Origin of the sequence: Parabacteroides sp. AF17-3, from assembly GCF_003635445.1 — a bacterium.
Lineage (GTDB): Bacteria > Bacteroidota > Bacteroidia > Bacteroidales > Tannerellaceae > Parabacteroides > Parabacteroides goldsteinii.
Genome location: NZ_QTMM01000006.1, coordinates 115372 through 139211, shown reverse-complemented (window position 1 = coordinate 139211; position 23840 = coordinate 115372). Strand labels below are relative to the sequence as shown.

The 23840-nt window shown below is 39.4% G+C and carries 21 protein-coding genes; 3 read left to right on the top strand and 18 right to left on the bottom strand.

Going from position 1 to position 23840, the window contains the following annotated elements:
- Positions 1–84 precede the first annotated feature (84 nt).
- From DWW91_RS09685 to DWW91_RS09605, 17 genes are all read right to left on the bottom strand, one after another.
- A complete protein-coding gene (locus DWW91_RS09685; protein ID WP_122327578.1) occupies positions 85–1623 on the bottom strand; it encodes an alpha-N-arabinofuranosidase in 1539 nt (512 codons plus the stop codon).
- 32 nt (positions 1624–1655) lie between these two features.
- Positions 1656–3608 (bottom strand): hypothetical protein, encoded by a 1953-nt coding sequence (locus DWW91_RS09680; protein WP_228100087.1) that lies wholly within the window; start codon positions 3606–3608, stop codon positions 1656–1658.
- Between the two features lie 202 nt (positions 3609–3810).
- A complete protein-coding gene (locus DWW91_RS09675; RefSeq protein ID WP_007652717.1) occupies positions 3811–4257 on the bottom strand; it encodes an HU family DNA-binding protein in 447 nt (148 codons plus the stop codon).
- A gap of 137 nt (positions 4258–4394) precedes the next feature.
- Positions 4395–5588, bottom strand: a complete 1194-nt coding sequence (locus tag DWW91_RS09670) for a 6-bladed beta-propeller (protein ID WP_122327577.1) — start codon at positions 5586–5588, stop codon at positions 4395–4397.
- Between the two features lie 152 nt (positions 5589–5740).
- Positions 5741–6217: a hypothetical protein gene (locus DWW91_RS09665; RefSeq protein ID WP_233584454.1), complete on the bottom strand. Its 477-nt coding sequence runs from the start codon at positions 6215–6217 to the stop codon at positions 5741–5743.
- Positions 6214–8136: a hypothetical protein gene (locus DWW91_RS09660; RefSeq protein WP_122327576.1), complete on the bottom strand. Its 1923-nt coding sequence runs from the start codon at positions 8134–8136 to the stop codon at positions 6214–6216. The genes DWW91_RS09665 and DWW91_RS09660 overlap by 4 nt, the downstream gene beginning before the upstream one ends.
- A 190-nt stretch (positions 8137–8326) precedes the next feature.
- The gene (locus DWW91_RS09655) at positions 8327–9346 is read right to left on the bottom strand and encodes a hypothetical protein (protein ID WP_046146684.1); all 1020 of its coding nucleotides are present in this window, start codon (positions 9344–9346) and stop codon (positions 8327–8329) included.
- Positions 9347–9373: 27 nt separating this feature from the next.
- Positions 9374–10489, bottom strand: a complete 1116-nt coding sequence (locus tag DWW91_RS09650; protein WP_122327575.1) for a 6-bladed beta-propeller — start codon at positions 10487–10489, stop codon at positions 9374–9376.
- Between the two features lie 86 nt (positions 10490–10575).
- A complete protein-coding gene (locus DWW91_RS09645) occupies positions 10576–12522 on the bottom strand; it encodes a transglutaminase-like domain-containing protein (RefSeq protein ID WP_233584453.1) in 1947 nt (648 codons plus the stop codon).
- 52 nt (positions 12523–12574) lie between these two features.
- Positions 12575–13450: a signal peptidase I gene (gene lepB, locus DWW91_RS09640; RefSeq protein ID WP_122327573.1), complete on the bottom strand. Its 876-nt coding sequence runs from the start codon at positions 13448–13450 to the stop codon at positions 12575–12577.
- Between the two features lie 4 nt (positions 13451–13454).
- Positions 13455–14885, bottom strand: a complete 1431-nt coding sequence (locus DWW91_RS09635; RefSeq protein WP_370449570.1) for a transglutaminase domain-containing protein — start codon at positions 14883–14885, stop codon at positions 13455–13457.
- Between the two features lie 141 nt (positions 14886–15026).
- A complete protein-coding gene (locus DWW91_RS09630) occupies positions 15027–16049 on the bottom strand; it encodes a hypothetical protein (protein WP_147426539.1) in 1023 nt (340 codons plus the stop codon).
- Positions 16050–16060: 11 nt separating this feature from the next.
- Positions 16061–17176 carry a 6-bladed beta-propeller gene (locus tag DWW91_RS09625; protein ID WP_122327570.1) on the bottom strand — a complete coding sequence of 372 codons (1116 nt, stop codon included), beginning with the start codon at positions 17174–17176 and terminating at the stop codon, positions 16061–16063.
- 89 nt (positions 17177–17265) lie between these two features.
- Positions 17266–17499: an NVEALA domain-containing protein gene (locus DWW91_RS28020; protein WP_233584452.1), complete on the bottom strand. Its 234-nt coding sequence runs from the start codon at positions 17497–17499 to the stop codon at positions 17266–17268.
- A 207-nt stretch (positions 17500–17706) separates the two neighbouring features.
- Positions 17707–18588: a DUF1573 domain-containing protein gene (locus tag DWW91_RS09615; RefSeq protein WP_122327569.1), complete on the bottom strand. Its 882-nt coding sequence runs from the start codon at positions 18586–18588 to the stop codon at positions 17707–17709.
- Positions 18589–18596: 8 nt separating this feature from the next.
- Positions 18597–19655 (bottom strand): BF3164 family lipoprotein, encoded by a 1059-nt coding sequence (locus DWW91_RS09610; protein WP_122327568.1) that lies wholly within the window; start codon positions 19653–19655, stop codon positions 18597–18599.
- Positions 19656–19658: 3 nt separating this feature from the next.
- Positions 19659–19895: an NVEALA domain-containing protein gene (locus tag DWW91_RS09605; protein WP_048318004.1), complete on the bottom strand. Its 237-nt coding sequence runs from the start codon at positions 19893–19895 to the stop codon at positions 19659–19661.
- Between the two features lie 213 nt (positions 19896–20108).
- Here DWW91_RS09605 and DWW91_RS09600 point away from each other — a divergent pair, with 213 nt between their 5' ends.
- Positions 20109–21359, top strand: coding sequence for a hypothetical protein (locus DWW91_RS09600; protein WP_122327567.1), 1251 nt, complete (start codon positions 20109–20111; stop codon positions 21357–21359).
- 172 nt (positions 21360–21531) lie between these two features.
- Here DWW91_RS09600 and DWW91_RS09595 read toward each other — a convergent pair whose 3' ends face one another.
- The gene (locus tag DWW91_RS09595; RefSeq protein WP_122327566.1) at positions 21532–22440 is read right to left on the bottom strand and encodes an Rpn family recombination-promoting nuclease/putative transposase; all 909 of its coding nucleotides are present in this window, start codon (positions 22438–22440) and stop codon (positions 21532–21534) included.
- Between the two features lie 281 nt (positions 22441–22721).
- On the opposite strand from DWW91_RS09595, the gene DWW91_RS09590 reads away from it, so the two are divergent.
- Both DWW91_RS09590 and DWW91_RS09585 read left to right on the top strand, forming a co-directional pair.
- Positions 22722–23327, top strand: coding sequence for a DUF4373 domain-containing protein (locus DWW91_RS09590; RefSeq protein WP_122327565.1), 606 nt, complete (start codon positions 22722–22724; stop codon positions 23325–23327).
- Complete coding sequence (locus DWW91_RS09585) at positions 23239–23838, top strand: DUF6633 family protein (protein WP_233584451.1); 600 nt, start codon at positions 23239–23241, stop codon at positions 23836–23838. Before DWW91_RS09590 ends, DWW91_RS09585 begins: the two co-directional genes overlap by 89 nt.
- Positions 23839–23840: the final 2 nt, after the last annotated feature.

Below are 23840 nucleotides of genomic sequence, written 5' to 3'. Positions count from 1 at the left end.
GTAGAAAACTATTTACGAACGGCAAGATAATATTCTTCTGATTTGAGATGTCGGCCGAAATAAAATATCCTTACCCTGAAAAATTCACTTCACTTCCAGTACAACGATGGATTTGGCCGGAATATTGATTTTCAGCTGCCCTTTCTCCACTTTGGCATCGTTGAAAGCCACCGGTTTTACTGCGTCCGGTTTTTCGAACGTATTATGGTCGTTGATGGAGGCGGAGGTCAGGATGCGGCCATTTACGCCCGATATTTTCTGGCCTTGCAGGTCAAGCGTGATGTTTTGCGTATTGTCGATGTCTACGTTTGCCAGCGTGATGTGGATCAGACCGTTTTTATCTTTGGAAGCGGATGCGCTCAGCATCGGGACTTCGCGGTTGTCGCGTACCCGGGCTTTGTCACAGATCAGGTCCATCGGCAGGAATGTAGCATCCTGATGCACTTTGTACATTTCAAATACATGATAAGTAGGCGTCAGTAACATCTTCGGGCCGTTGGTCAGAATCATGGATTGGAGAACGTTGACAATCTGGGCGATGTTGGTCATTTTCAGACGGTCGGTGTATTTATGGAATACGTTCAGGGACAAGGCGGCAACGAAAGCGTCGCGCATGGTATTCTGCTGGTAAAGATGACCGTTGATGGTTCCGGGTTCTTCGTCCCACCAGGTACCCCATTCGTCAAGCATCAGGGCTACGTTCTTTTTAGGGTCGTACTTATCCATGATCGTGATATGCTTTTTTATCACATCTTCTATTTCCAGGCATTTCCCCATTGTCCAGTAATAATCGTCTTTGTTGAAATTTGTTGCCGAGCCTTTGCTGCCGTTCCAACCGGAAACGGTGTAGTAATGCAGGGAAAGCCCGTCCATGCGGCCGCCAACGTTTTTCATTAGTACTTCCGTCCAGTTATAATCGTAGTCGCTGGCACCGCTGGCAATTTTGAATAAACGGTTTCCGTCGTAGTTGCGGCAGCAGGTAGAGTAGCGGCGGTACAGGTCGGCATAATATTCCGGGCGCATGCTGCCTCCGCAGCCCCAGCTTTCGTTACCGACCCCGATGAATTTTACGTTCCAGGCTTTGTCGCGGCCATTCTGACGGCGCAGGCGTGCCATCGGGCTGTCACCTTCCGAAGTCATATATTCAATCCATTTGGCCATTTCTTCCACCGTACCGCTTCCGACATTGGCACTGATATAAGGTTCGCATCCCAGCAGCTCGCAGAGGTTGAGGAACTCATGGGTTCCGAAACTGTTATCTTCGATCGTTCCGCCCCAGTTGTTGTTGACCATTTTCGGACGGTTCTCTTTCGGGCCTATACCGTCCATCCAGTGATACTCATCGGCAAAGCAGCCGCCCGGCCAGCGGAGGTTGGGGATTTGCAACTTTTTCAGGGCGTTGAGCACATCATTACGATACCCTTGTGTATTAGGTATGTCAGAGTCGGGACCCACCCAAAGGCCGCCATAAATACAAGTTCCGAGATGCTCGGCAAACTGTCCGTAGATGTGTTTGCTGATTTGTTGTGTTCCTTGCTGGGGATACACACGGATGCTTGCCTCTTTTTGAGCAAACAAAGGAAGTGCCAGAAAAGCAAGGGCACTGATGAATAACTTTCTCATGATATTATTTTTAAATGTTCACATACAACTTTTTACTGTATTTGTGGTGCATCGATGGCATCCAGCTTCCTCAAAGTTTCCAGCCTGAAAGCACCGGGCCAGGCCACCAGCCATGAATTGATCCGGTCGAAATGAGGTGCGGCATCCCAGTTCCAGTGACTTTGCAGATAGGCTTCATTCTGGGAACCGACAGGGCGGACACGTCCGTTTATCACCAGTGTACCGTCGGATATCAGTTGGCAACCGTTATTCCAGATGGCAATCGCTTTTTCTTTCCACTGGCTGTCTCCTGTCAGTTTCGTCAGCTCGAACCATTCCGGCACCCAGAACAAAGCGTACGGGTCCAGGTGATGATGCTGCACGGAAACCGAAGTTGCACCGAAAGTCTTATAGTTGTATTGGGTGAAGTTGTCGTTTTCCGGATAAATGCCGTTATAATGCCACAACCAGGTGGACAGATAGTAGGAGACGGCAACGGCATCATCGAGGTATTCTTTGTTGCTTGTCAGGTTATACAGCTTCAAAGCCGAGCGCAGGAGGGAAATGGATGACTCCTTGTCGATACACCAGGTATCCAAAGCCCCAGCCGTAGAATATCCTTTTGTTTTCAGTTCGCTCACATAATGATCGTAAGCCCGGGTTGCGGAAGATAAATAGGTGGAGTCTTTCGAACGTGAGAATGCTTCGAGCATGGGGGGAACCATAAAACAACCGATAGTCCCTTCCCGGTAGAAACATTCTCCGTTCGGATACCAGCCGCGGCCATATACTCCGTTGTCCTGCTGGTCGTTTCTGACGAAATCGCAGATACCGAAAGCCAGGCTTTCATAATCCGGTCTTTCCAGTCCGCAGGCTTTCACCAGTTCAGTCGCTTCGAAATAATTCAGGGCGGCCGTTCCCAGGTTGCAGGCATCTATGACGACATTGTCGATCTGGCTTCTCTGGCCGGAGATACGGTCATAGTTCGTGATAAAAAGTCCGTTGGGCAGCCGGCAGAGTTTGGCCCATGCATCGAGGGTGGCTACCCCTTTGTCCAGAGATTCTTTGTTATTATGTTTGATATAATCGAAAAGCAGTGAATTGGCAAAAGACGCATTTTGTCCGCACCAACCTATTTCGTATCCTTTCCGTTTACTCCATTCCCCGCTTTTATCCGGCGAGAAACCGATTGTAAATCCACTGAAAGCACCCTCTTTCGTCCAAAGATATTCTTTAGCATACCGGAGGCCCAGTTCCCATATTTTGGCGGGTGGATAAATGGCTGTCCCTTGTTTGTCGGCACGCTCCCAGGCTTCGTGCAAAAAGTTATGCATGGCATAATGATGAGGCTGCACGTCGCAGACGGAGAGATAAGCGGTCAATGTGACCGTTTCCCCTTTGGATAATTTTTCCTGTTTCTGATATCCCGGTTTGTAGCGGTCCCTGGCTGCATACATGACCGGCATTTCTTCTTCCGGCCAGATAAGCCGGTGGGTAGTGGTCTCCCTGTCCGGCATCAGGGAACAGGAGATACTCTCTTTTTCATTCTGGGGGACGTCGCTCCACATGGCAACGGCAAACCGTGTTCCTTCCGAGTAGGTTGCTCCGGGAATGGGTGTGCTGCGGTAGGAATAAGTTCGCCATTTCCCGTTTTGCTGTGCACCTTTGGGTTCTTTTCCCCGTCCCCAGTTGTTTCCGTTGTAAGAGACGGAAGGTATCATCCAGTAATCGGAGGCGGATTTGTGTACGAAATCCAGGTTGATCCTGGCCGTTTCCATGTCTTCCAATGCTGTGTATTGGCAGGTGATCTTAAACGTACAGGAATCGAGCATTTCAATCTGATCTGTACGATTCATTCCTTTTGTTACGGAAGGGTTCAACTCTCCGACAACCGTTTTTCCGGACATGAGAACCATTCTGTCATCCTGGTTTTTCCAGTGATATTTATCAGACTGGCAGGACAAAAGGATAAAGCATAGAACGAAATAGAATAAGTGTAGTCTCATAAATATGTGATTTTGTCTAAAGTCTTCATTCTAACAAGGTTACTGCCAACAAATGTATGTAAATATCAGGACAAAGCCAAAGGAAATGATTCTTATTTTGACAGAGGAATTTATAATATATATGGAAGGGATAAAAGAAGGGAGTGCCTCAAAACGTAGAAGCACTCCCTTTTTACATTACAGCAACTTGAAATCAGATCGTCTATTCAATTTCCGGTCTGTCGCCGCCACCGTTGCCACCGCCGTCATTTTTGGTAACAATCTCTTCCTTTCTCTCGAAATTAGCATCCTTACGGGCTTTACGCAAGGTCGCTCCCGGACTGAAAATGATTCGTGGGATTTTTATCATATTGGTTTGAAATTCCTCTTTTTCAGCAGCTCCGGTAGAACCAACCCCGTAACGGAAGTTTCCGAATTCACCGAACTGTACCCGTCGTCCGGCTGCCAAATGTTTTTTGATCAGGTAGTTCATACGGTCCATAACCCCTTTTACCTGGTTGGAAGGAATACCGGCTTCACTGATCTCACCCAATAATTCTTCAAATCCTACCAAATCCGAATAAACCGGTTGTGCATATAACTTTTTCGGGGTTTCTTCTTTGTCTTTCCCCATGTTGTTACGTTCGACTAAACGATACTTTACTGACATAATTTTAATTTTTTAAGTGTTAATAGAAATTACTTCATCTGTTTTCGAAAACATTACAAAAGTAACTTCCAGCCGAAACACAAAAACGGTTTAGATGGAGATAGATAGGTTTAAAAGGGAATAAGAGGGTATAGAAGTTATTTTTTATATTTTACCAGCATAATTACAGGATTTGAATCTTCTTCCAACTCCGCAGCAATTTCTTTCAACTTCCCTTTTAATTGCCCTTTTTCGTAAGCCTCAATAAGTTCGTGAGGTTCTAATTTTTGACAAAAGGCGATTTCACTATTTGTAGTTTCCTGCATAGTTAAGTTCACGGGGACTTTTTCAGAAAAATCATCATTGAATACAGTATATTCGAATAATGTATTATCTATTCTGTCATACATTAAATGTGTCTTTGGGAATTTCTCATTTCTTAAAATGTCGGCATCCATCGTTACTGTTTCCATAAAATAGTAGCGATCGGTAAATATACATGGTAAAAGGAATACGGCTGGTTTCATCGATTGTATAGATGGTGTTCTGGCTATGAAAGGAGTCAGACTGTAATCCGGTGAGAGTTTGAATATTGTATCGGACGAGGGTTCCGTTAGCAACCAACTATCATTGTAAGGAACGATAGGATAAAGACGAGGGGCACCCCCTGTATTTTCTGCGCGGTTGGTTATTCCCCATTCAACTTTCTTCTTAAAATAGATTCGAAAATCTTTAGCAATGTTCCCGTCTTGTTTGGAAATGATAACAAAACGTTGGTAATCCGTTTTATTTTGTATCTGGATGGAAGGTGATTCCCTGGCAATCAAATAATCCTGGTTGTAATTCGTAGCATTAATCCATTTGTTATCGCCTCTGGGGATACTTTTTAAAAAATTTCCCTGAAAATCATATACCAGAACGTTTCTTATTATTTCATCAATGTATATTTCACCGCTGTTATCATCTACGAAGGCACTTAGGTTGAATATATATTCCTCAGAACCTTGCCCTTTCCGGTTAAACTTTCTCAAACCTTTGCCATTTCGGTCGAAGATAAAGATATCGCCATCGTTGATGACATTTTTCACAAATATGATTTCTTTACCTATGGCTTGTACGATGCCTTGACAAAGAAATTCGTCCGTGGATTCTAATGCAATATATTCCACATCCATAATATCCTGAAGAATTAACTCTTTTAGAGGATATTTTTTACTAACGTCAATCGTAATAAAAGTATCCGGTATAGCAATAGTATCAGAGTCTTCCTTTTGACAGTCAGATTTTTTGTTACCACCGCATCCTGCCATTATTGTCAGAAGCATAACTAAGATTGTATAAATGCTTTTCATATTACTTTAATTTCATCAAACATATAACCGGATTGTATTCTTCATTTATATTTTCACTGATAGATTTTAATTCAGGTATTTTTGCTTAATCACCTTGCTTGTAAAGATATAGAAAACTTCTTACCTATTGAAAATATTATGCCGAATAAAACTTATTTTCTGTTTTGAATTAATATCTTGACCTCTTCCCGCATTTCCCGGATAGCCGTGCTCTTTACTTTTGGTTCCTTTTTCAATACGGCATTTGCCGCTTTGAAGAACTTGTCTTTTTGAAAGAATCCTGGTTCCGAGTAAAGTTTGATAAGAAACCACAATACGACTAATTGCCCGCCAAACAGCATTTTCTCCGGTTCGGGATCCAGCTGCCGGTTATAAGTAAGTGCAACAATAGCCGCCAAAATCAGCACCAATCCGTCTGCGACCGAAAAGACAAACGGTTTTGCCGGTTTCGTCAGAACAGCCGCCACCAGACTGCATGCAGCCAGTAGCAACATCGCCAGATGAAACCAAAGAACTTTCCCTGTGACCAGCCCGTTAGCCAATCCTGTGTTTGTAGCAAAAACGGTACACAGCAGAAAGATTCCGCTGATAGCGAGCAGTGAGTAACTTATATATTGTCTGTATTTCATAAATCAACCGTAAAATACTGTTTCCCCTCTTTGTAAATAAATACCTGTTCCTCCCGTCCTTTGGTCCGGTTGCGTAGCCATAACAACGCATTGTCCGGAACACGGTATTCCAGTTCCCAGCCGGTAGCCGTTTGAACCCCGAGCGATTTCCACCCGTTTACTCCGTCCTGATAGAAGAGCTCGTATTCATTTCCCGGCCAGACATAATTGTCATCGTTTCGTGGTGAGAAAACGACTTTTCCAATAGTTGTCATTTTTCCCAGATCATATGTGATAAAACAAGAAGTATCTCTTGCCTGAAAATAGCTGAGTATGTCTCTGTCTGTTATATGATCCAATGCCCGTACAGGTTCTATATCGTTCATTCGTTTTAATGGAATCTGTTCTTTGCATAAGGAATCCTTGAAAACAGAAAGCTCACTGAGTTCCATTCGTTTTCCTGATGGAGCGATATATTTTATGTATCTGTATTTCTTGTTAATATCCGGTGGAGTCAGTTCATAATAATTGTAATCCAATGTATCATTGAACTGATATACCAGATCCGGTCGGGTAAAAGAAAGATCTGCACTCACTTCTATTTTTGATCCGATAATGGCCCGATAAAGAAATTCAGCAATAGTTGGCATAAGCGACATTTTTCTTTTCAGTATAACTTTTTTCATGGAGGTCGTATCCGGCTTTAGCAAATGAACTGTTTCATCCTTATAAATAAACGGAAAACCTGCTGCCCGGTGGTTTTGCCTGTCCGAGATCAAAGGCTGGTAAATAACATCCGGTTCCAGATTCCGGAAAGTCACATTCCCCTTGTTGTTGTGTGCGATATCGACCGGAATCCATCCGCCCGGACTGAAAACGCCCAGATAGATATAATCATCGTATGCAGACTGCACGGAGACGGATACTTCATTCTCACCGAAATAATTGGCTGTCACATCTTTGATAAAACGATCCCTGAATAAAGCCGGCACTTTATTGTCTTTTGTAATTCCGGAAAACGGTTCATCCTGTGCTCCGAAGCAGTAGCGGTAGACTTTCCCCTTTTTTCTGCCATCGGTACCCGGATTTATGCGGGATGCTTCAAACTCATTGAAACCGAACTGGATGAACTTTCCGGTCGTATCGCGTAGCACTGTCCAGAAGTGAGGATGCTGGTATTCAGGGGAATAAACAAAATATTCACTGGCGACAGGAATACCGCAGGCACGCATGGCATAAAGTGTGACATCGCAAGCCTCCCTACAGAAACCGACGCGATGATAGAACAGGAAGTCCGCACTTTGATGAGGTATGTTAAAATCCGTGTTCCAACGGTAATAAACTCTTTTCAGATCTTTATCGACGGCTTTGCAAGCCTCAATCACATCATTCCCCTGATAAGCCGAGTCGAGTATGGCCGTATAATAATCATGGTACAGCTTCCGCCAGGATGACAACGGCTCGTCTCCGATCCGGTAAGGAAGGATCAGTTCGCAAAAATCATCGAATCCCAGATTCCGGTTCCACGGATACCTTTTCCACACATCGAAGGCCAGGTCGATATTCTCGATCAGGTAATCAGCCGTGATCACTTTGGCGTCATATACTTTCGGCAGTGAATAGAAAGAAACCCGTTGCCATTTTGTTATCACCTCTTTAGGAACGGCTTCTCCTTTATCTTTTTGTATCAATACCGGTTTGATAGAATCCAGTTGCCATCCTTCATATCCGTACCATCGGGGCATATTACGAATCAGGAAACGGGCGGCTTCCAGTTTTTCCGGATTATTCTCATAATGGCTTAATACCTTTTCCAGTTCGCCCCGGTTATCTCCGGCAAACAAGAGTGCCTGCTCCAGACGTTTGCTATCCGATGAAGCGCAAGCCATAAGAAAAACGGCTAATAGTATGTTTATTCCTGTTATAAATACTTTTTTCATTGTTTTAGATTTAATGAATGACTTTTAAAAAACGACCCCACCGGAATTTATCTGTATACGGATCAACTGATTTCCGGATAATCGGAAATTTCTTAGTTGCTGCTATCTCTTTTTGCGAATCCATGTCGCCGAGAGGCGTTTGTACGCTTTCCACATGAAAGAATTCGTTTCGCATAGTACTATTTGTATTTTATTTCAAGTCATATTTAATAATATCCTGGCCATTATCGTTGGATGCAATAGCCAGAACGAATTTGTCTTCTTTGTCTACAGCTATTGTTTGCAGGATGCGATCAGTTTGCCATGTAGCTATATGTTTTCCATTCCATTGGAAAACTACTATTTTTGAGGGAGTGGTGAAATCAGACGAACCATCATATAAACAGTATACATATTGTGGTGTTCCGCATATATAAGTGAAACATTTGGTTGTATTTCTAATATCTATGCCAATTTGATTGGGAGAAATAACAGGTACGATAGGTGTGTTTCCAAATTTGACAGTTGTCTTTAATGTTCCATTCAATTCGTAGAAAGATACAAAGTTTGTAAATCTGCAAGCAGAAACGACAGCATTTTGACTTTCGTTCAAGCAAATCGTATTAATATATGATAAAACATCCTTAGGCATCACTTTCTCAACAGAGGGAGATGGATCTACCCAATAAAATCCGGAGTCAGGATTGAAAAAAAAGAATGGACTTTTACTGTCTCTATTTACAGGAATAGCGTATACCTCTTTGGTTGTGATGTTAAAATCACGACCTGATACATTTCTAAGATTTAATAGTTTAGATGTGTTTATTTTTATATCACTATTTTGATTGTTTAGGGTTATGTCTTTATAATACTGATTTTCATCGACCAAAAAGGTAATATCTTTATCATTAGAATTAGTCTGTATTTCTTTTGTAAACAAAGGCTTCCATAGTTTATCTTTTCCCGAACTTCTGCATGAGCTATTATGAAGGGTAAATAGATTATCTTGTTTATATACTCTAAGTATTGTATCAGATTTTTGATCAAGAAATAAATAGAAATTGTCTGTTATTTTTAAATCATAAAAATAGCAGTGATCATCTTTTGAGAGTAGAATTTCACCAGCCAGTTGTTTGTCTACTTTTGTAGATATGTTATAATTTTTGATCTTTGTTCCTTTATGGCATGAAAAAGCCATAAATAGAAGTGGAAATAATAATATATATTTCATATGCAATTTTTATTTAATTGTATAATTCTAATTGAACTTTAATAGACAAATGACTGGATTGTCATCTTCTTTTATATCTTTGATAATAGGTTGTAATTCCGGTAGAGAACTTTTATATGTTTTTAGTGTACAAGCTAACATGGAGAATAAGAAATAATTATTATATGTGTCTTTGACTTGGCTAAGTCCATATAAATTAGTGTGTTTTGCGAAATCAGATCCTTTTAGTTTAATAGATTCCCCATTTTTCTTATTGTAAAAACCGATATATGCATTTAGACCTTGTGCATAATATACGACACAAATATAGTCATCTGTTTCTTTTACTGTTTGTGTAGATATATATTCTGTTTTGGATATTGTTCCATAATAATTTTTTTCAGCCTCCCTTTTTAACCATTCCATTGATGCGAATTTTTGTTTGCCAAAATCTAATTCATAAACTGGTGTTATTTTTTGAGAAGTTACTTTATATATTGTTGGAATGAAAGGTAAATTAAGATAGCAGTTTTGGTTAAATGTATAAAAGAATGATCCGGCAACCATTAAGTACTCAGGTTTAAAATCCGTAGGATATAATAAATTGACAGTGTTTAAATTAGAATCTGTTATTTTCACATAATGTGGATCTCTTTTACCTGAATCATAACAATTTTCTTTTGCCCAAGCTATATTTCCATCTGGTAACCAGCTGCAATTAGAAAAATAGAATGCCTTTTGACTATTTATGTATTGATAATTATTTAAATCGTAATATAAGAGTTTACTTTGACCTACATCTGCAATTGTGATAGTTTGTTTTTCTTTGTCAATATTGAAGTTTGAAGGTGTTAGATATTCTCCAGGTCCATTACCTAAATTACCGATTTGGGTAATGAATTTACCGGAAATATCAAAAACAAGTAACTTACTTCTTTTATTGTCAATAATATATATTTTGTTATCAACAATTTGGATTTCTTTGATATCATTAAATAAACAACTGTCATTTGTTTCCAATGGAATGAACTTGCATGTGAGAGTATTGAAAAAGTCCGGATTAGCTTCTTCATTAAAAATAATTTTTTTAGTATCAGTTACTTGTTCCTGTTTAGAACATGAGTATAATAAGAATATTGATAATGAGAGTATAAAGTATTTCATTTGCCAGTGTTTTTTCAGTCTGTCCGTAAAGATATTCGTTCTTTGTAAGCTTTGAAAATATTGTGTTGAATAATTATGACTTATTTTTACCACCAAACCTGTTTCCCCTTCTCATACGTAAATATCCGTTCTTCTTTTCCTCTGGTATAATTGCGTAGCCAGTATAAAGTACCTTGGGGGATCTGTTTATATATTAATAATTCATCCTGCTCTGCCGTTTGTTTTCCGGCAGAGGCCCATGTACCCGATTCATCTATATAGAAAAGTTCATAGAGATTACCTTTTCGTATTCCGTTGTCATCATTCCGGATGATATAGCGTATTTTGTTAATATGTGCCGGCTTGGGTAATGCCAGACCTGCCCAACTCATGCTGTCGCGTGTGTGGAAGAAGGTGAGAGGGTCTCCGTCGAATACATTATATTTGGTCGCATGCGGGTTGTAGATGCTGGTGTTGTCTGTTCCGATAATTTCCCCTTTTAGTATTTGCTGACTATTTGTATCGTAAAATTCCAGTTCAGCCATATTTCCCCGTAGATTGGGAGAAGACTGGTATCTGTAATATTTGTAACTCTTTTTAGGATTCACCTCGATAGTGGTATACTTGAAACTTGGAGCTTCTGTGAACGTATATAAATCTTCCGCTATCCGGAAATCCGCATAATCCGATCCCTGGAATCTGCCACCAACGAATGCCGGAGGTATGGCTTCGAGATGTTTGGGTTCGCGGTATTTGCGTTCGAGGTACAGGTCTTCTTTTTTTCTCCGGCATTCGAAAATAGTAACCTTTCCGGTGGAATCGACGACAAAGGGAGAACTTAACGGTTGCAAAGAGTTATCCTCATAACTGTTGACCTGATAGATAATATCAGGACCGATATGGTTGAATGTCACTTTCTTATCGGATATCTTTCCCCAATCTACCGGGAACCACCCTTGCGGATCAAATACGCATAGATAGGCATATTTATTGTGGCAGGTTCTATTCAATGGAATGGATACGGTCTGCGGATGAATAACAGGAAAATGGTCCGTAATATCTTTCATGAAAGGATTTTTGAAGAATGCAGGAATTTCTTCTTTAGATGTATTTGTCATCACTAAAGAAGTCTGTTGTACGGAAAATGTTTTCTGATAGACTTTCGGTATGCCATCAAAACGTTTGAGATGATCCCCTGGATGGTGCTCACCTCCAGCAAAATCATAATAGTTTCCGTCTTCGCCATTTAGAAGATTGAACGCGTGGCTATTATTGCTATGTCCCCAATGCGGAATACTTCCTGTTGTAACAGGTATCCCTACAGATCGCATGGCATATATTGCCAGGTTGGTATAGTCCCCGCATAAACCGAATTTTATATGGATAAGGCTACTGGGTTTTATGTCCGCCGGTTTTGGGAAATCGTTAAAGACATGGATCGGTAATTTAATCAGTTCATTGTTGATGGCAATACAGGCATCACGGGCAGTCAATATGCTGTCCGTTAATAATCCGGAAAAGGCATTATAGTATTCTTCCCTCCATATCTCCGGCAATTCGTTTCCAATCCGGTAGGGGAGTATCCATTCGCAAAACTCATCAAAAGAAAGATGTTTGTTCCAGGGTTTTTGCCATACTTGAAAAGCTGCATCTATCTGTGTAATCAGGAAATTTGCATTTAGTTGTTGCAAGTCTGCTTGTCGTTTAGCGTCGTTTTGTTGGTGTTCGTTGTTTGTCCTATAAGTGTCATTTATAGTCTGCTGGTCGTATTCTTCTTGTTTTATCTGGTATGCAGAGTCGATAAACTGGTGGAATTTATCAATTCGATCTCCTTCCTGATAGTATTTTCCCAACATATTCCGTATCAGAAACCTTGCAGCATCTTCTTTCTGTTTATCTCCTTGATAATGTTGTATAACTTTTTCAAGTTGCTGCCGGTTATTTCCTGCGGTTTGTAAGGCTAATTCCAATTGTCTATTGTTGGTGTTGCTGCATCCCGATAAAAGAAACAGATACAACCCAAGTACAATTGTGGCAAACAGATTTAATTTCATATTACTGTAATTTTGATACATAGATGAAGGGATTACTTAATAATCAATTCTATTAGTGAATAATTTTCAAAAATCTGTCCCATCTGAATTTATCCGTATATGGGTCTACCGATTTCCATATAATCCATGCTTTCCCGACGATATATTCTTCAGGTAGTAATCCCCAATAGCGTGAATCCTGTGAGTTCATGCCTTTGTCGCCTGCCATGAAATAATAGTTTTCTTGGAAACGATATCCGTAGATCGGCTTTCCGTTAAGAAAAGTCATAGAATCTTTGTATTGAAGGCTTTCCTGTTGTTCCCATTCGATCAGTTTTTTATATAACCGGAAGTTTGTACGATCTAAAGTAACGGAATCACCTTTTGCTGGTATATAGAGCGGTCCGAAATCCTTGATGTTCCAACCGATGATGCTGTCGAATGGGAAACTCTGGAATATGCCGTCTTGAAATTTCTCAGTCGCAGCTATTCCTTTTTGTGAATCCATATTGCCGAGAGGCGTTTGTAGACCTTCCACATGAAAGAATCCGTTTCGGATGGATAAGGTATCTCCCGGTATTCCGACACACCGTTTGATGTAATATTTGAGTATATGCATTTCAATTTTATCCCAACTGTTTGGATGCGGAAAATTGAAAACCAGAATATCATTGCGTTTTATCTTATTGAAACCTGGAATGCGATAAATCTCTGTTTGTTCGTTTCTCATGGAGGCAAACAGGTTGAATATGCGAGGTCCAACGGTCGGTTTCCAGACAAGTATATTGTCTCCTGTAATTAATCCCGGTTCCATCGAATCGCTGGGGATTTTGAAAGAGGCAAAGATGAATACCTGTACAACAAACCATAGAGTAACTGTCATACATAGCCAGAAGACAATATTGATGGCTTTGTTGATCAGGTTGTGTATTTTTCTATTCTCTTTCATCGAATTAATAGCTTTTTATACTGTCGTTTTCAATAAAAAATATCCGTTGGTTAACGATCCTTTCCGGAATAGTGAACCATAATAATGCACTAGCGGGTATTTGATCGTATGTTTGTGTTGTATCAGTTGAACTTGCATATTCTAACGGGATAAAACGTTCTTTCTCTGTATCCCAAAAGTGTAGTGTATGTTCCTGATCCAGTTTTTTCTTACGCTTATTCAAAGTGAATGTTTGTTTATGCTCTTTTTGAGGGATAAATTTACGAATATTTCCATCTTTATCCGTATAAAAAGGAGCAGTAATATTTCGTAATTTATTCCCATCCGGTGAATCGGCAACCATAAATATATTATCTCCAACAACGTTTTCGAAATAACAAACGGTATCTTTTCTATGTCCGATCGCTATCGGGCACCATTCATAATAGTTATAAGTACATAAATAGACTTGATTTGATTTTCCTTTTTTTCTGTTATTTTTGTCGACAGAAACCTTTATCAATGTCGTTTTATCCAGATATTCATTAGTAACATCATAGATTAGAGGACTTTTTAGAGTCGTAACATATCCGTCGTCTTTTTTATCCATTATAGAAAAGTCAGGATTAAAACGTGAACGATATACTTTAGCCGGTCGTCTATGTCTGACTTCTGAGAAAGAGCGAGCATGTGTGTCGGGTTGATCTTCTCCCGGTCCGAAGCTGTAGAATTTTCCATTGTCTAAAACTACGCACCAGCTATGGCCCAAGTCCATTTTAGTCCAGGTCGTTTGTTCTACTGTAACCGGAATGCCGCAAGCTCTCATTATAAAAGTACCCAGATTGCATAATCCTTCGCATTGGCTGATTCCGGAACGGTAGGTTTCGTCAATGGTCGGATAGAGTGGAAGACCAGTCTGTCCATATTTCATAATGCCTTTCAGATGCTCATTAAGTACGAAGCATGCCTCTAAGGGAGTTTTTACTTTCGCTGAATCCAGTATGGGAACGAAACGTTCCATAATTTCTCTTCTCAAATGAGAAACCTCTTCACATTGTGCGCGGTAGGGGAGGATGTATTTGCAGAAATCATTGAATGAAACATTTTTTGCCCATGGCTTTTGCCAGACAGTAAAAGCCAGTTCTATGTTATCAATAAGAAAGTGACTGTCAAGTGTCGATATATCGTATTTGTTATGTGTTTTGATTTTGTATCCTCTTCTTGTTAATGAGTCACAGTGACTTTTTACGGATTGAAATCCGTCGAAATTTACAACGTCCGGTCGATATCGTTCTTTTTCGGAAGAAGTATAATATTGTTCCTGTGTGAAATGATAGGACATATTCTCAATCAGGAAACGAGCAGCAGCGAGTTTTGTTGAATCCTTTTCATAATGGCTAAATACTTTTTCAAGTTCTTGCCGGTTTTCTTGGGCATTCTCGAGAGCTTGTTCCATTTTTTTATCATGCTGCGTAGTACAAGCTATTAGAAAAACAACTAATAAGATGTTTATACCTTTTGTAAAAAGATTTTTCATCAACAATCCCCTATTTACTTTATTTCTCAGATTGTGCATATGTGTTTGTTTATTTATACATTATTCTAAGTCATATTTAATAATATCTTGTCCATCTTTGTTGGATGCTATGGCTAGAATATACTTATCATTTTTATCTACAGCTATTGCTTGTAGATTACGGTCTGCCTGGCAAGTGGCTATATGTTTTCCATTCCATTGGAAAATAACTATTTTTGAGGGAGCTGTGAAATCAGAAGAACCATCATATAAGCAGTAAACGTATTGTGGTGTTCCGCAAATATAGGTAAAGCATTTAGGAGTATTTCTGACATCTATTTCATCCCGGTCAGGATTGACTATGGGGATGACAGATGTTTCTCCAAATTTAACAGTCGTCTTTAATGTTCCGTCTAATCCGTAAAAAGATACATAATTGGTAAAGCGATAAGCAGAAACAATTGTGTTTTGATTTTCGTTCAGGCAAATAGTATTTGTATACGATAAAACATCTTTAGACATCACTTTTTCTATAGAGGGAGATGGATCTACCCAATAATAACCGGAATCAGGATTGAAGAAGTAAAATGGATTTTTAGTGTTTCTATTTAGTGGAACAGCGTATGTTTCTTTAGTTGTGATATTGAAATCCCGACTGAAGGTATTGTTTAGTTTTAAAAATTTCAATGTGTTTATTTCTATATTGTTATTTTTTGTGTGTAATATTATATTCTTATAATACGAATTGTTATCAACTACATAAGTCACATCTGTATCATCCGATTCTATATGTATTTCCTTTGTAAATAAAGGTCTAGAAAAAATATCTTTTGGGGAATATTTTGATATGTTGCTATAAGTTTGTGATATATTATTTTGCTTGTATACTTTGAATGTGGTATCACTTTTCTCATCGAGGAATAAGTAAAAGCTATCCGTTATTTTTAAATCATACAAATAACAGTTGTCATCTGTTGAGAATAAAATTTTGCTATCTGACAGTGTATCTGATTTAGTTGATATAGTATAATCTTTAATGATGGTTCCTTTTTGACAGGAGCATACTATAAATAGAAATAAGCAAAATATTAATAAACTTTTCATGTTTGTTGCTTTTATTTGAATTTTATTAAACAAAGAATCGGGTTGTCATCTTCTTTTATGTTTTCAATGATAGGTTTTAATTCAGGAATAGTAGTATAACTGTTTTTTAAAGCATCAGGTAGCATTGTAAATATGAAATAATTCTCATATGTTCCTTTGAGTTGAAAAAAACCGGTTAATCCTGTCTGTTTTATAAAATCTGATTTTTTGTATTTAAAAGATTCGCCGGTCTTCTTGTTATAAAATCCGATGTGCGAATTCAAACCTTTGGCGTAATATTCAATACAAATATAGTCGTCTGTTTCTTGAATTTGTTGACCAGAAATGTAATTAGTTTGGGATATTGTGCCATAAAGGTTCTTTTCAGCATTTTCTTTTAACCATTCCGGTGATGCAAATTTTTGTCTTCCGAGTTCTATTTGGTATGTCGGTATTAATTTTTCAGATGTTACTTCATATATTGTTGGTATATAAGGGATATTGAGATAACATTTTTGATTGAACGTATAGAAGAGTCTTCCAGGAACCATTGGAGATTCCGGTGTGAAATTTGTAGGGTATAAAAGTTTTATAGTATTTAGTTGAGAATCCGTTATTTTTATGTAATGTGGATCTCTTTTTCCTGTATTGTATCCTCCATGGAATGCCCAGGCAATATTTCCGTCAGGTAACCAACAACAATCAGAAAAATAGAATGTTGTTTGCCCCTTTTCGTATTTGTAATTATTCAAATTGTAATGGTATAATTTATCTTGATATGAGTCTGCCAGGGTGATTGTTTGTTTCTCTTTGTCAATATGCAAATTATTTAATGACATATATTCACCTGGTCCATTTCCTCTTCTTCCAATTTGTGTAATGAATTTTCCGGATATATCAAAAACTAATAGATAATTCCCTTTCCTATTGATGGTGTATATTTTGTCGTTAACAATATTAATTGCAAAGATATCACCAAATAGACAACTGTCTGTGGTTTCAAGAGGAATGAATTTACATGTAATTTTATCTTTGATGTCAATGTTCGTTTCATCATCAAAGGAAATAATCTTTACATTATCTATTTGTTCTTTCTTTGAACATGAAAAAGAAAATATGACTAATAATGAGAGTATTAAGTATTTCATTATAATAAAAGTAAAAGTGGTGGATGGATAGAATATTTTATAATCTCGTATAAGTTTAATACAAAACTTATACGAGATAAATTTATAGTTTAGAAGCAGAAACTTTGACCACCGTCGTCACATCTTCTTTGTGCTTCTGCATTAGGACCTGGATATACAACTATGATATAATGCGAACCTGAAAGTGTTTCATTACGTGCTAGTGCTTCCACATTAGCCAGTGCTAAGTCTGACAGTTCCACTTCGTTCTGACTTTGGCTGAAATTCCAACCTGCTGCAGCTGCTATCGCAGCTAGAGCCATGATGCCGAATAACTTTTTCATATCCGTATATGTTTAATTATTTATTAAAATCATTATTTAATCAGGCTATTTTCTATCTTTGCCTACTATTCTTCGGATTAGATAGTCGAATGACACCTGTATCATTCTATTTTGTCGGTTATATAACCTTGATACACCTCCTTTTCGGGGTCTCCGGGAGTTTGCTTGTACTATTTGCTGTCGTGCAGCAAACTCCCATTCGTTCGATCACCGAACATTCCCCTTTATCTTTACTTTGACAGGTTGATTGTTAATACTATTGTACTTGATCGTAACGACTTCATCGAAGAAACCTGTGTCTTTCGGTGTCATCTTAATTCCTACCCGAAGGGTTTCTCCGGGTTTTGCAGGTCGTTTGTCATAGGTGGCTGCTGTGCAGCCACAGGTGGTACTTACGTCCACTATCACAAGGGGATTGTCCCCGGTGTTTTTTATTTCTATGGTCGTCTCCTTTACTTCCGATTTGTCGAAAGTACCGAAGTCGATTTCTGTCTTTGTTGCTTCGGCTGTTGTTTTCGGTATGTTTTTGTTCGGGCTGTCTTTGCCTGTGATCTGTTTCAGATACAGTTCTTTCACAGCCGTGTTATGTACCGGATTTCCTAATACAGTGACTTTATTGTCCTTATCCAACAGGAATGTCTGGAAAGTTATGTCTGCCGGGAACTTGTTCAGTTTGTTTAGTCGATCGTCTATATCAATACAGATAGGACGATCGAATGCGTCTCGTCTTAGGAGGTAACGTATTTCTTTGGCATCTTTAGGATGCATGAAGAAGAGGAAAGGAACTTTTCCTTGTGTTACTGAATCAGTGTATTCGATCAGTTCCTTCCATTTATGAAGTTGCAGTTTGCAACTGGTGCAACCCATGGAATCAACATATATTAATACTTTGTATTCGGATTGCGGAATCCGAAAATCCGTAGTATCTGTCAGATAGCGTGTGAAGGTCAGGTTTTCAGGAAACTGTATTTGTTTCCCTTGCCATTCGGTGACCAGATGCGCAATCTTATTTTCCTTCTCTTTCTGTTCGTTGTGGCAGGAGAAGAGTAGTAATACTAGTGTTAATATGGTTAGATTCCAGGTTTTCATATCGTTTGCTAAATCTTAAATTCTATGATCGGGTCATCGCTTTTGGCTGCCGTGGCGACAATCGTATTTGTTTCTTCGTTAATATCCATACTGTTGATACGGTGGTCGAGTTCATATCTGCGTATCGGGTTTCCATCGAGATCAAATACATAGATATACTTTGCTCCATTTTCAGGTTCTTTTCCTTGCTTGATAGCAGCAATTTTGTCGTTGAACTTAATGCCTTGAAAAACAGCGTAGATGTATTTGCTTGTCACCTTAATGTCACTGAATCCCATAATCCCGGTGGGAACGCCTGTGCCGTCGTTGGCGGGTTTGTATTGTGGTTCGCCTTCGGGACCGTAGAACACTTTATGGGTGTTCTCTTTGAGATTGAAGATTTCAAAGACTTCTCCTAGTTGGGTAGCCATTGCCAGGATACCGTTGTCGGGATTGTAATCCATAAAACTTCGCCATGCCTGGGCAAGTGCCGGGCGGACGGTGTTTTCGTCGATTGTTTCGGAGGGTATTTCTCCGATGCTTTTAAGAGGTTTGCCGTTGTTGCCAACTTCCCAATACCGGAACTCTCCCATGTAATCCGGAATGAAAAACCCCGATTCCATCGTATGAAAGTCCAGTGAACGTACTAATTCCTTATCCAGCTTGATCTCTTCGACGCGCTCCGCTGAGCGGGTAGAAGGAGATATTTTCCAACGTGTAATCTCCATCTTATTGGCGTCGATCGCCCATAAAGAGTCTAAGGAGTTGAATTGGATATTTTCAGCAAAAAGCATTTCTTCCGGTCCTTCCCCGCGTTTGCCGAAGGAGGCGAGATGCTTCCATCCGGGATAGGTAAAAGCATGGAGGAAATGATCCATATTATGCAGGTCCATCACCACGGCAATACTATCCCTGACCGCTACCCGGAATGGGTAACGGAGCAGGACAGTATCCAGGTCTGCGACCTGTGCCTTGATCGCCTTTGTTTCCGGAAAGTCAGCGTACCGGGGGAAAGGGGGTTGCTGATTTCCGGAACAGGCGGCAAGGGTACTAATACCTATTAATAATATGGAGGGGAGAGATTTCATACGTTAGTCTAAACTGTATCCTTCGTATTTTGTATCGACTTTGTCACCGTAACAGTCTATTTCACCTGTACCAAAACACGAATAGTTTTTATCAGATTGACCATTTTCATTATTAGCTAATGCTTCGACGTTTTTAAACATTAACTCGTTCATTGGATTTTTATCCGATGTAGTGTGCCCAAAATACCATGCACTGAATAATGATAAAAGGATAAGTCCTGTTTTAATAGTTTTTTTCATGTTGATATTATTTTAATTATGTTTTTTATTATCTTTACCTGCATAAAGACTTCTGTTGGTCTTTATGGCTTGCAGCGCAAATATAGTGTATTATGGCTAAATAAAAAATAGCCTGTCTTGAGTCTTTTTTTAAACAGATTGATACACAGTATGCTTGTGAGAATTTGTTAGTAATTGTGAGATTTCTGTTAGAAAAAATATTAAGAAATAGATATGAAAAGACGAATATGTAAAATAGGAACAGGCGAAGTGATTAGTGTTGGGATCATCATTTTATTGGTATTCCGATTTGCGAGTGTTTATCTGAATCAAGAAGAAAAACTGCATTCTGGGCTTTTTATGTTGTTTACAGAAGTGGTACAAGAAGAAAAAGAGCAACAAATCGGAAAACAAAAAAGACATTATGATCCTCAAAATTCTCCGAATGATATCTCGGGAGAAGAGAAACATTCTTGGTGTGTTCAAGATTATCTTACCAAGTACGATTCAAGTCGGCATCTGTTGCATAGCCTCTTTCGGGATATACTACAAAAAGAGCATATAGAAGTAGAAACAGCTATACGCTGTATACGGAATGGGAGAGTAATTAATTCTTCAACTGACAGTCTGTTTTATAAAAAAGCGAGTTCTTTAAAACCTATTGTTTACAGAATAGATGAAAATAAGGAAAGGAACATAACGCTTCAGGCTTATGTGGATGTTCCTGTTCAGACGGTGTTGGGGCAGATTGGGTGGTTTTGGGTGCTTTCTTATTCTTTTTTCATTATATTGATTTGCTATTGTGGATTTTATTTTGAGAATATAAAGAAGAAGATAGAAAAGATTATCAGATTATTAAAGACATCAAGGCAGACTAGTTACGAATTAATTGAACAACAAAAGATCAAACTGACTGAATTGCAAACCCTAAAACAAAAGACTGAATTAATTAGTAAACAACAAGCTGAGTTAATCGAACAAAAACAGGCTGAATTGGCCGAGTTACAGGTTAAGATTAAAAATACAGAGTTTGTTAATAAACAACAAGCTGAGTCGATTGAGCAAAAACAGGCTGAATTATTCGCATTGCAAAATGAGATAATACCTTTGAAATCGGAGCAAAAAAAGGTTTGGATTGCTTTGCCATATGGTTTCTTCTTTGCTGAAAAAGAAGGAATATTACGTAATGATAAGGGGGTGGATATTTGCTTGAAAAATAATCCGTTGAGATTGTTTTTGGCTTTTGTTAATGCGGAGGATTATAAATTGTCTTACGAAGATATTTGTGTCAATGTTTTGGCACGACCTATTAAAAATGGGGCAGATCAGTCGGATCGGGAAAATGTATCTACGGCAATATACCGTTTAAAGAAGTGTCTGAAACCGTTTCCTTGTATTCAAATCAAAGCACTGAGAGATTTCGGTTATCAGATAGTTTTCTCCAACTATCAAAATGACACTACCCAACCGGGTAAATCGGATTAATATACCGGGTAAAATAAAATACCCTACCGGGTAATATTTTTTAACGTATCAAAGCGATTTTGAAAATCGCTATTCGCTATCAAAATGGTAATTCGGGATTTTGTATGTATTACTATAAAAATCCCGGCGAGAAGAGCCTCCCCGGGAATATGTTTTATGCCGTGTCAGGTCTTTAGAGCTGTTCTATTTCTTCTATCGACAAGCCGGTAGATCGTGCAATAATGAGAGGGTCGACTCCGTTCTGCTTCAGGTTTATAGCTATAAGTCGTTGTTGCTCTGCTTTCCCTTCTGCTCTCCCTTCAACTATTCCTTCCGCTTTCCCTTCCGCTATTCCTTCGGCCCGGCCTTCAATCCATCCGGTTTTGATCACACTGCGTTGATAACGTATAGCTTCCATATCTGCATAATATTGTCGTCTGTCTTTCTCGTCTAACTGGTCTATCCGCAATCGTTCGCGTGCTTCTTGTAAACCGTGAACCGTACTGTTTTTATCGATCTCGCCGGTTTTCAGGAAAGCAATCCATTCGTCCAAAGGCGTTTTCGCCTGTTGGTTAAAACCGTCTACTCGTAATACGTAATATTCAGGGAAAATATCTCCGGCTTCGTGTCGTACAAACTGTTCACGTTGGCGTACGGACAACTGAAGAATGTCATTGTAATGGATTCCTTTAAAGCTGGTACGACCATGATAGACATAGTCTTTGCCTTGCCCTAATTCAAAATAAACGATGTTGATTGAATATACTTTACGAATAACACCATATTCCTGGCCTTCGTTGATATAATCGGTAATGGCTTTGGATGCTCCGTATAACATACGATGGAAATAATCCAGTTCACGGTTGTTCTGTACCTCAATGATGATGAGTTCCCCTTTGCTGTCTTCTGCCAGCATATCTACCCGGTTGAATTTATCATCGACACTATCCTTGTTGCTTTCGCTTTCCAGCATTTTGACAATACGTATTTCTTGCCCAAGTAAAGTGGACAAAAAGCCTTCCAACACAACAAAGTTTGATTTATTACGTAAAAGGCGCTTTACGGCCCAATCGAAACGGACCAAAGCAGAATCATTTTTCATAGTTGTTCATATTTAAATTGTTACGATACAAAGATATGTTTTTTTTTCATCTAAAAGCATATTATTCCGATTTTTACCGGAAAAATAGGTTTTAAAAATATATTTTCCTATGTTTACCGCATAAAGAGTCTAAGGGTTGAATTTTAAACGGGAGTTTGGAGTTCAACTTTTACTGTTTTTGTACACGCCAAAGACTTTTATTGTAAATCACTTCCTTTCTTTCGCACCGGATTTGTTAACCGTTGGTGCTTCAGGTAATCAACATTTTAAAAATTAAAATTATGGCTAGACCATTAAAAAAAGGACTGGGCTATTTTCCGCTGGATACGGACCTGTATTCGGACAGGAAAATACAACGCCTGCTCCGAAAGTACGGGTGTAAGGGCATCTGTATTTATTTAGCGATCCTTTGTGAAATTTACCGGGAGAAGGGGTATTATATCTCTTACGACAGTGATTTCTGTTTCGATATCTCTGTTATCCTGGGGTTGGACGAGGCTACGGTCAGTGAGGCGGTCCTTTATTGTATAGATCTTCAGTTGTTCGACAGGGAACTGCTGGAATACCGGCAGGTACTTTCTTCGCTGGCGATACAGAGACGCTTCCGGGAGATCAGTAAAAGACTCGGAATAAAGATCGATCCGGATCTCGAAATACCGGATAATTGGGCGAATGAAGGGGTTATTGTTGCAGAAACTCCGGTTATTGCAACAGAAACTCCGGTTTCTGTAACGAAAACCCCGGAAAATGGAAATCAAAATGTAAATGTAAATCAATCTACACAATATGGAAAATCAAATGAAACTCGATTTTCAGACGATAACGGAGAAGCTGCCCGACGGGAAGAACTCCTCCGCATGGCTGAAGAAGCAACAAGAAGTTGCTGATATGACGGCTCGTTACGGGAATGCGGAGAAATTCCTGAATACGTTTAAACCGGATATGCAGGTAATGGCCGCCCGTTATACCGAGCGTGCTTATTTCGGTACGGCTCCCATGCTGGAAACGGTTTGCCTGGGGTATGGCGAGTTGGTGGTCATGGTGTTTATATGCGCTCTGCTGGAAGATATCAACTTGTTTGTCGGGGTGAAAGAGAAAATGCCGGTCAACCGCCAGCGCGAGTTGTCGCGTCTGGTGTTGGCGGAATATCCTTATTTGAAGGTGACGGAATTGCTGTTGTTTTTCCATCGGCTGAAATGCGGACGTTACGGCCGTTTTTACGGGATGGTGGATGCGTTGACTGTCACCAGTGCGCTGATGCAGTTTATGGGCGAACGCCTGACGGAGACAAACCGTTATAAGGCGGCACGAAAGAAGGAGGAGAAACCGGAGAATGTGTCGTCCGGCGGTATCACTTACGAGGAATATTTGCAACTGAAAGAAAAACAACAAAAATAAAA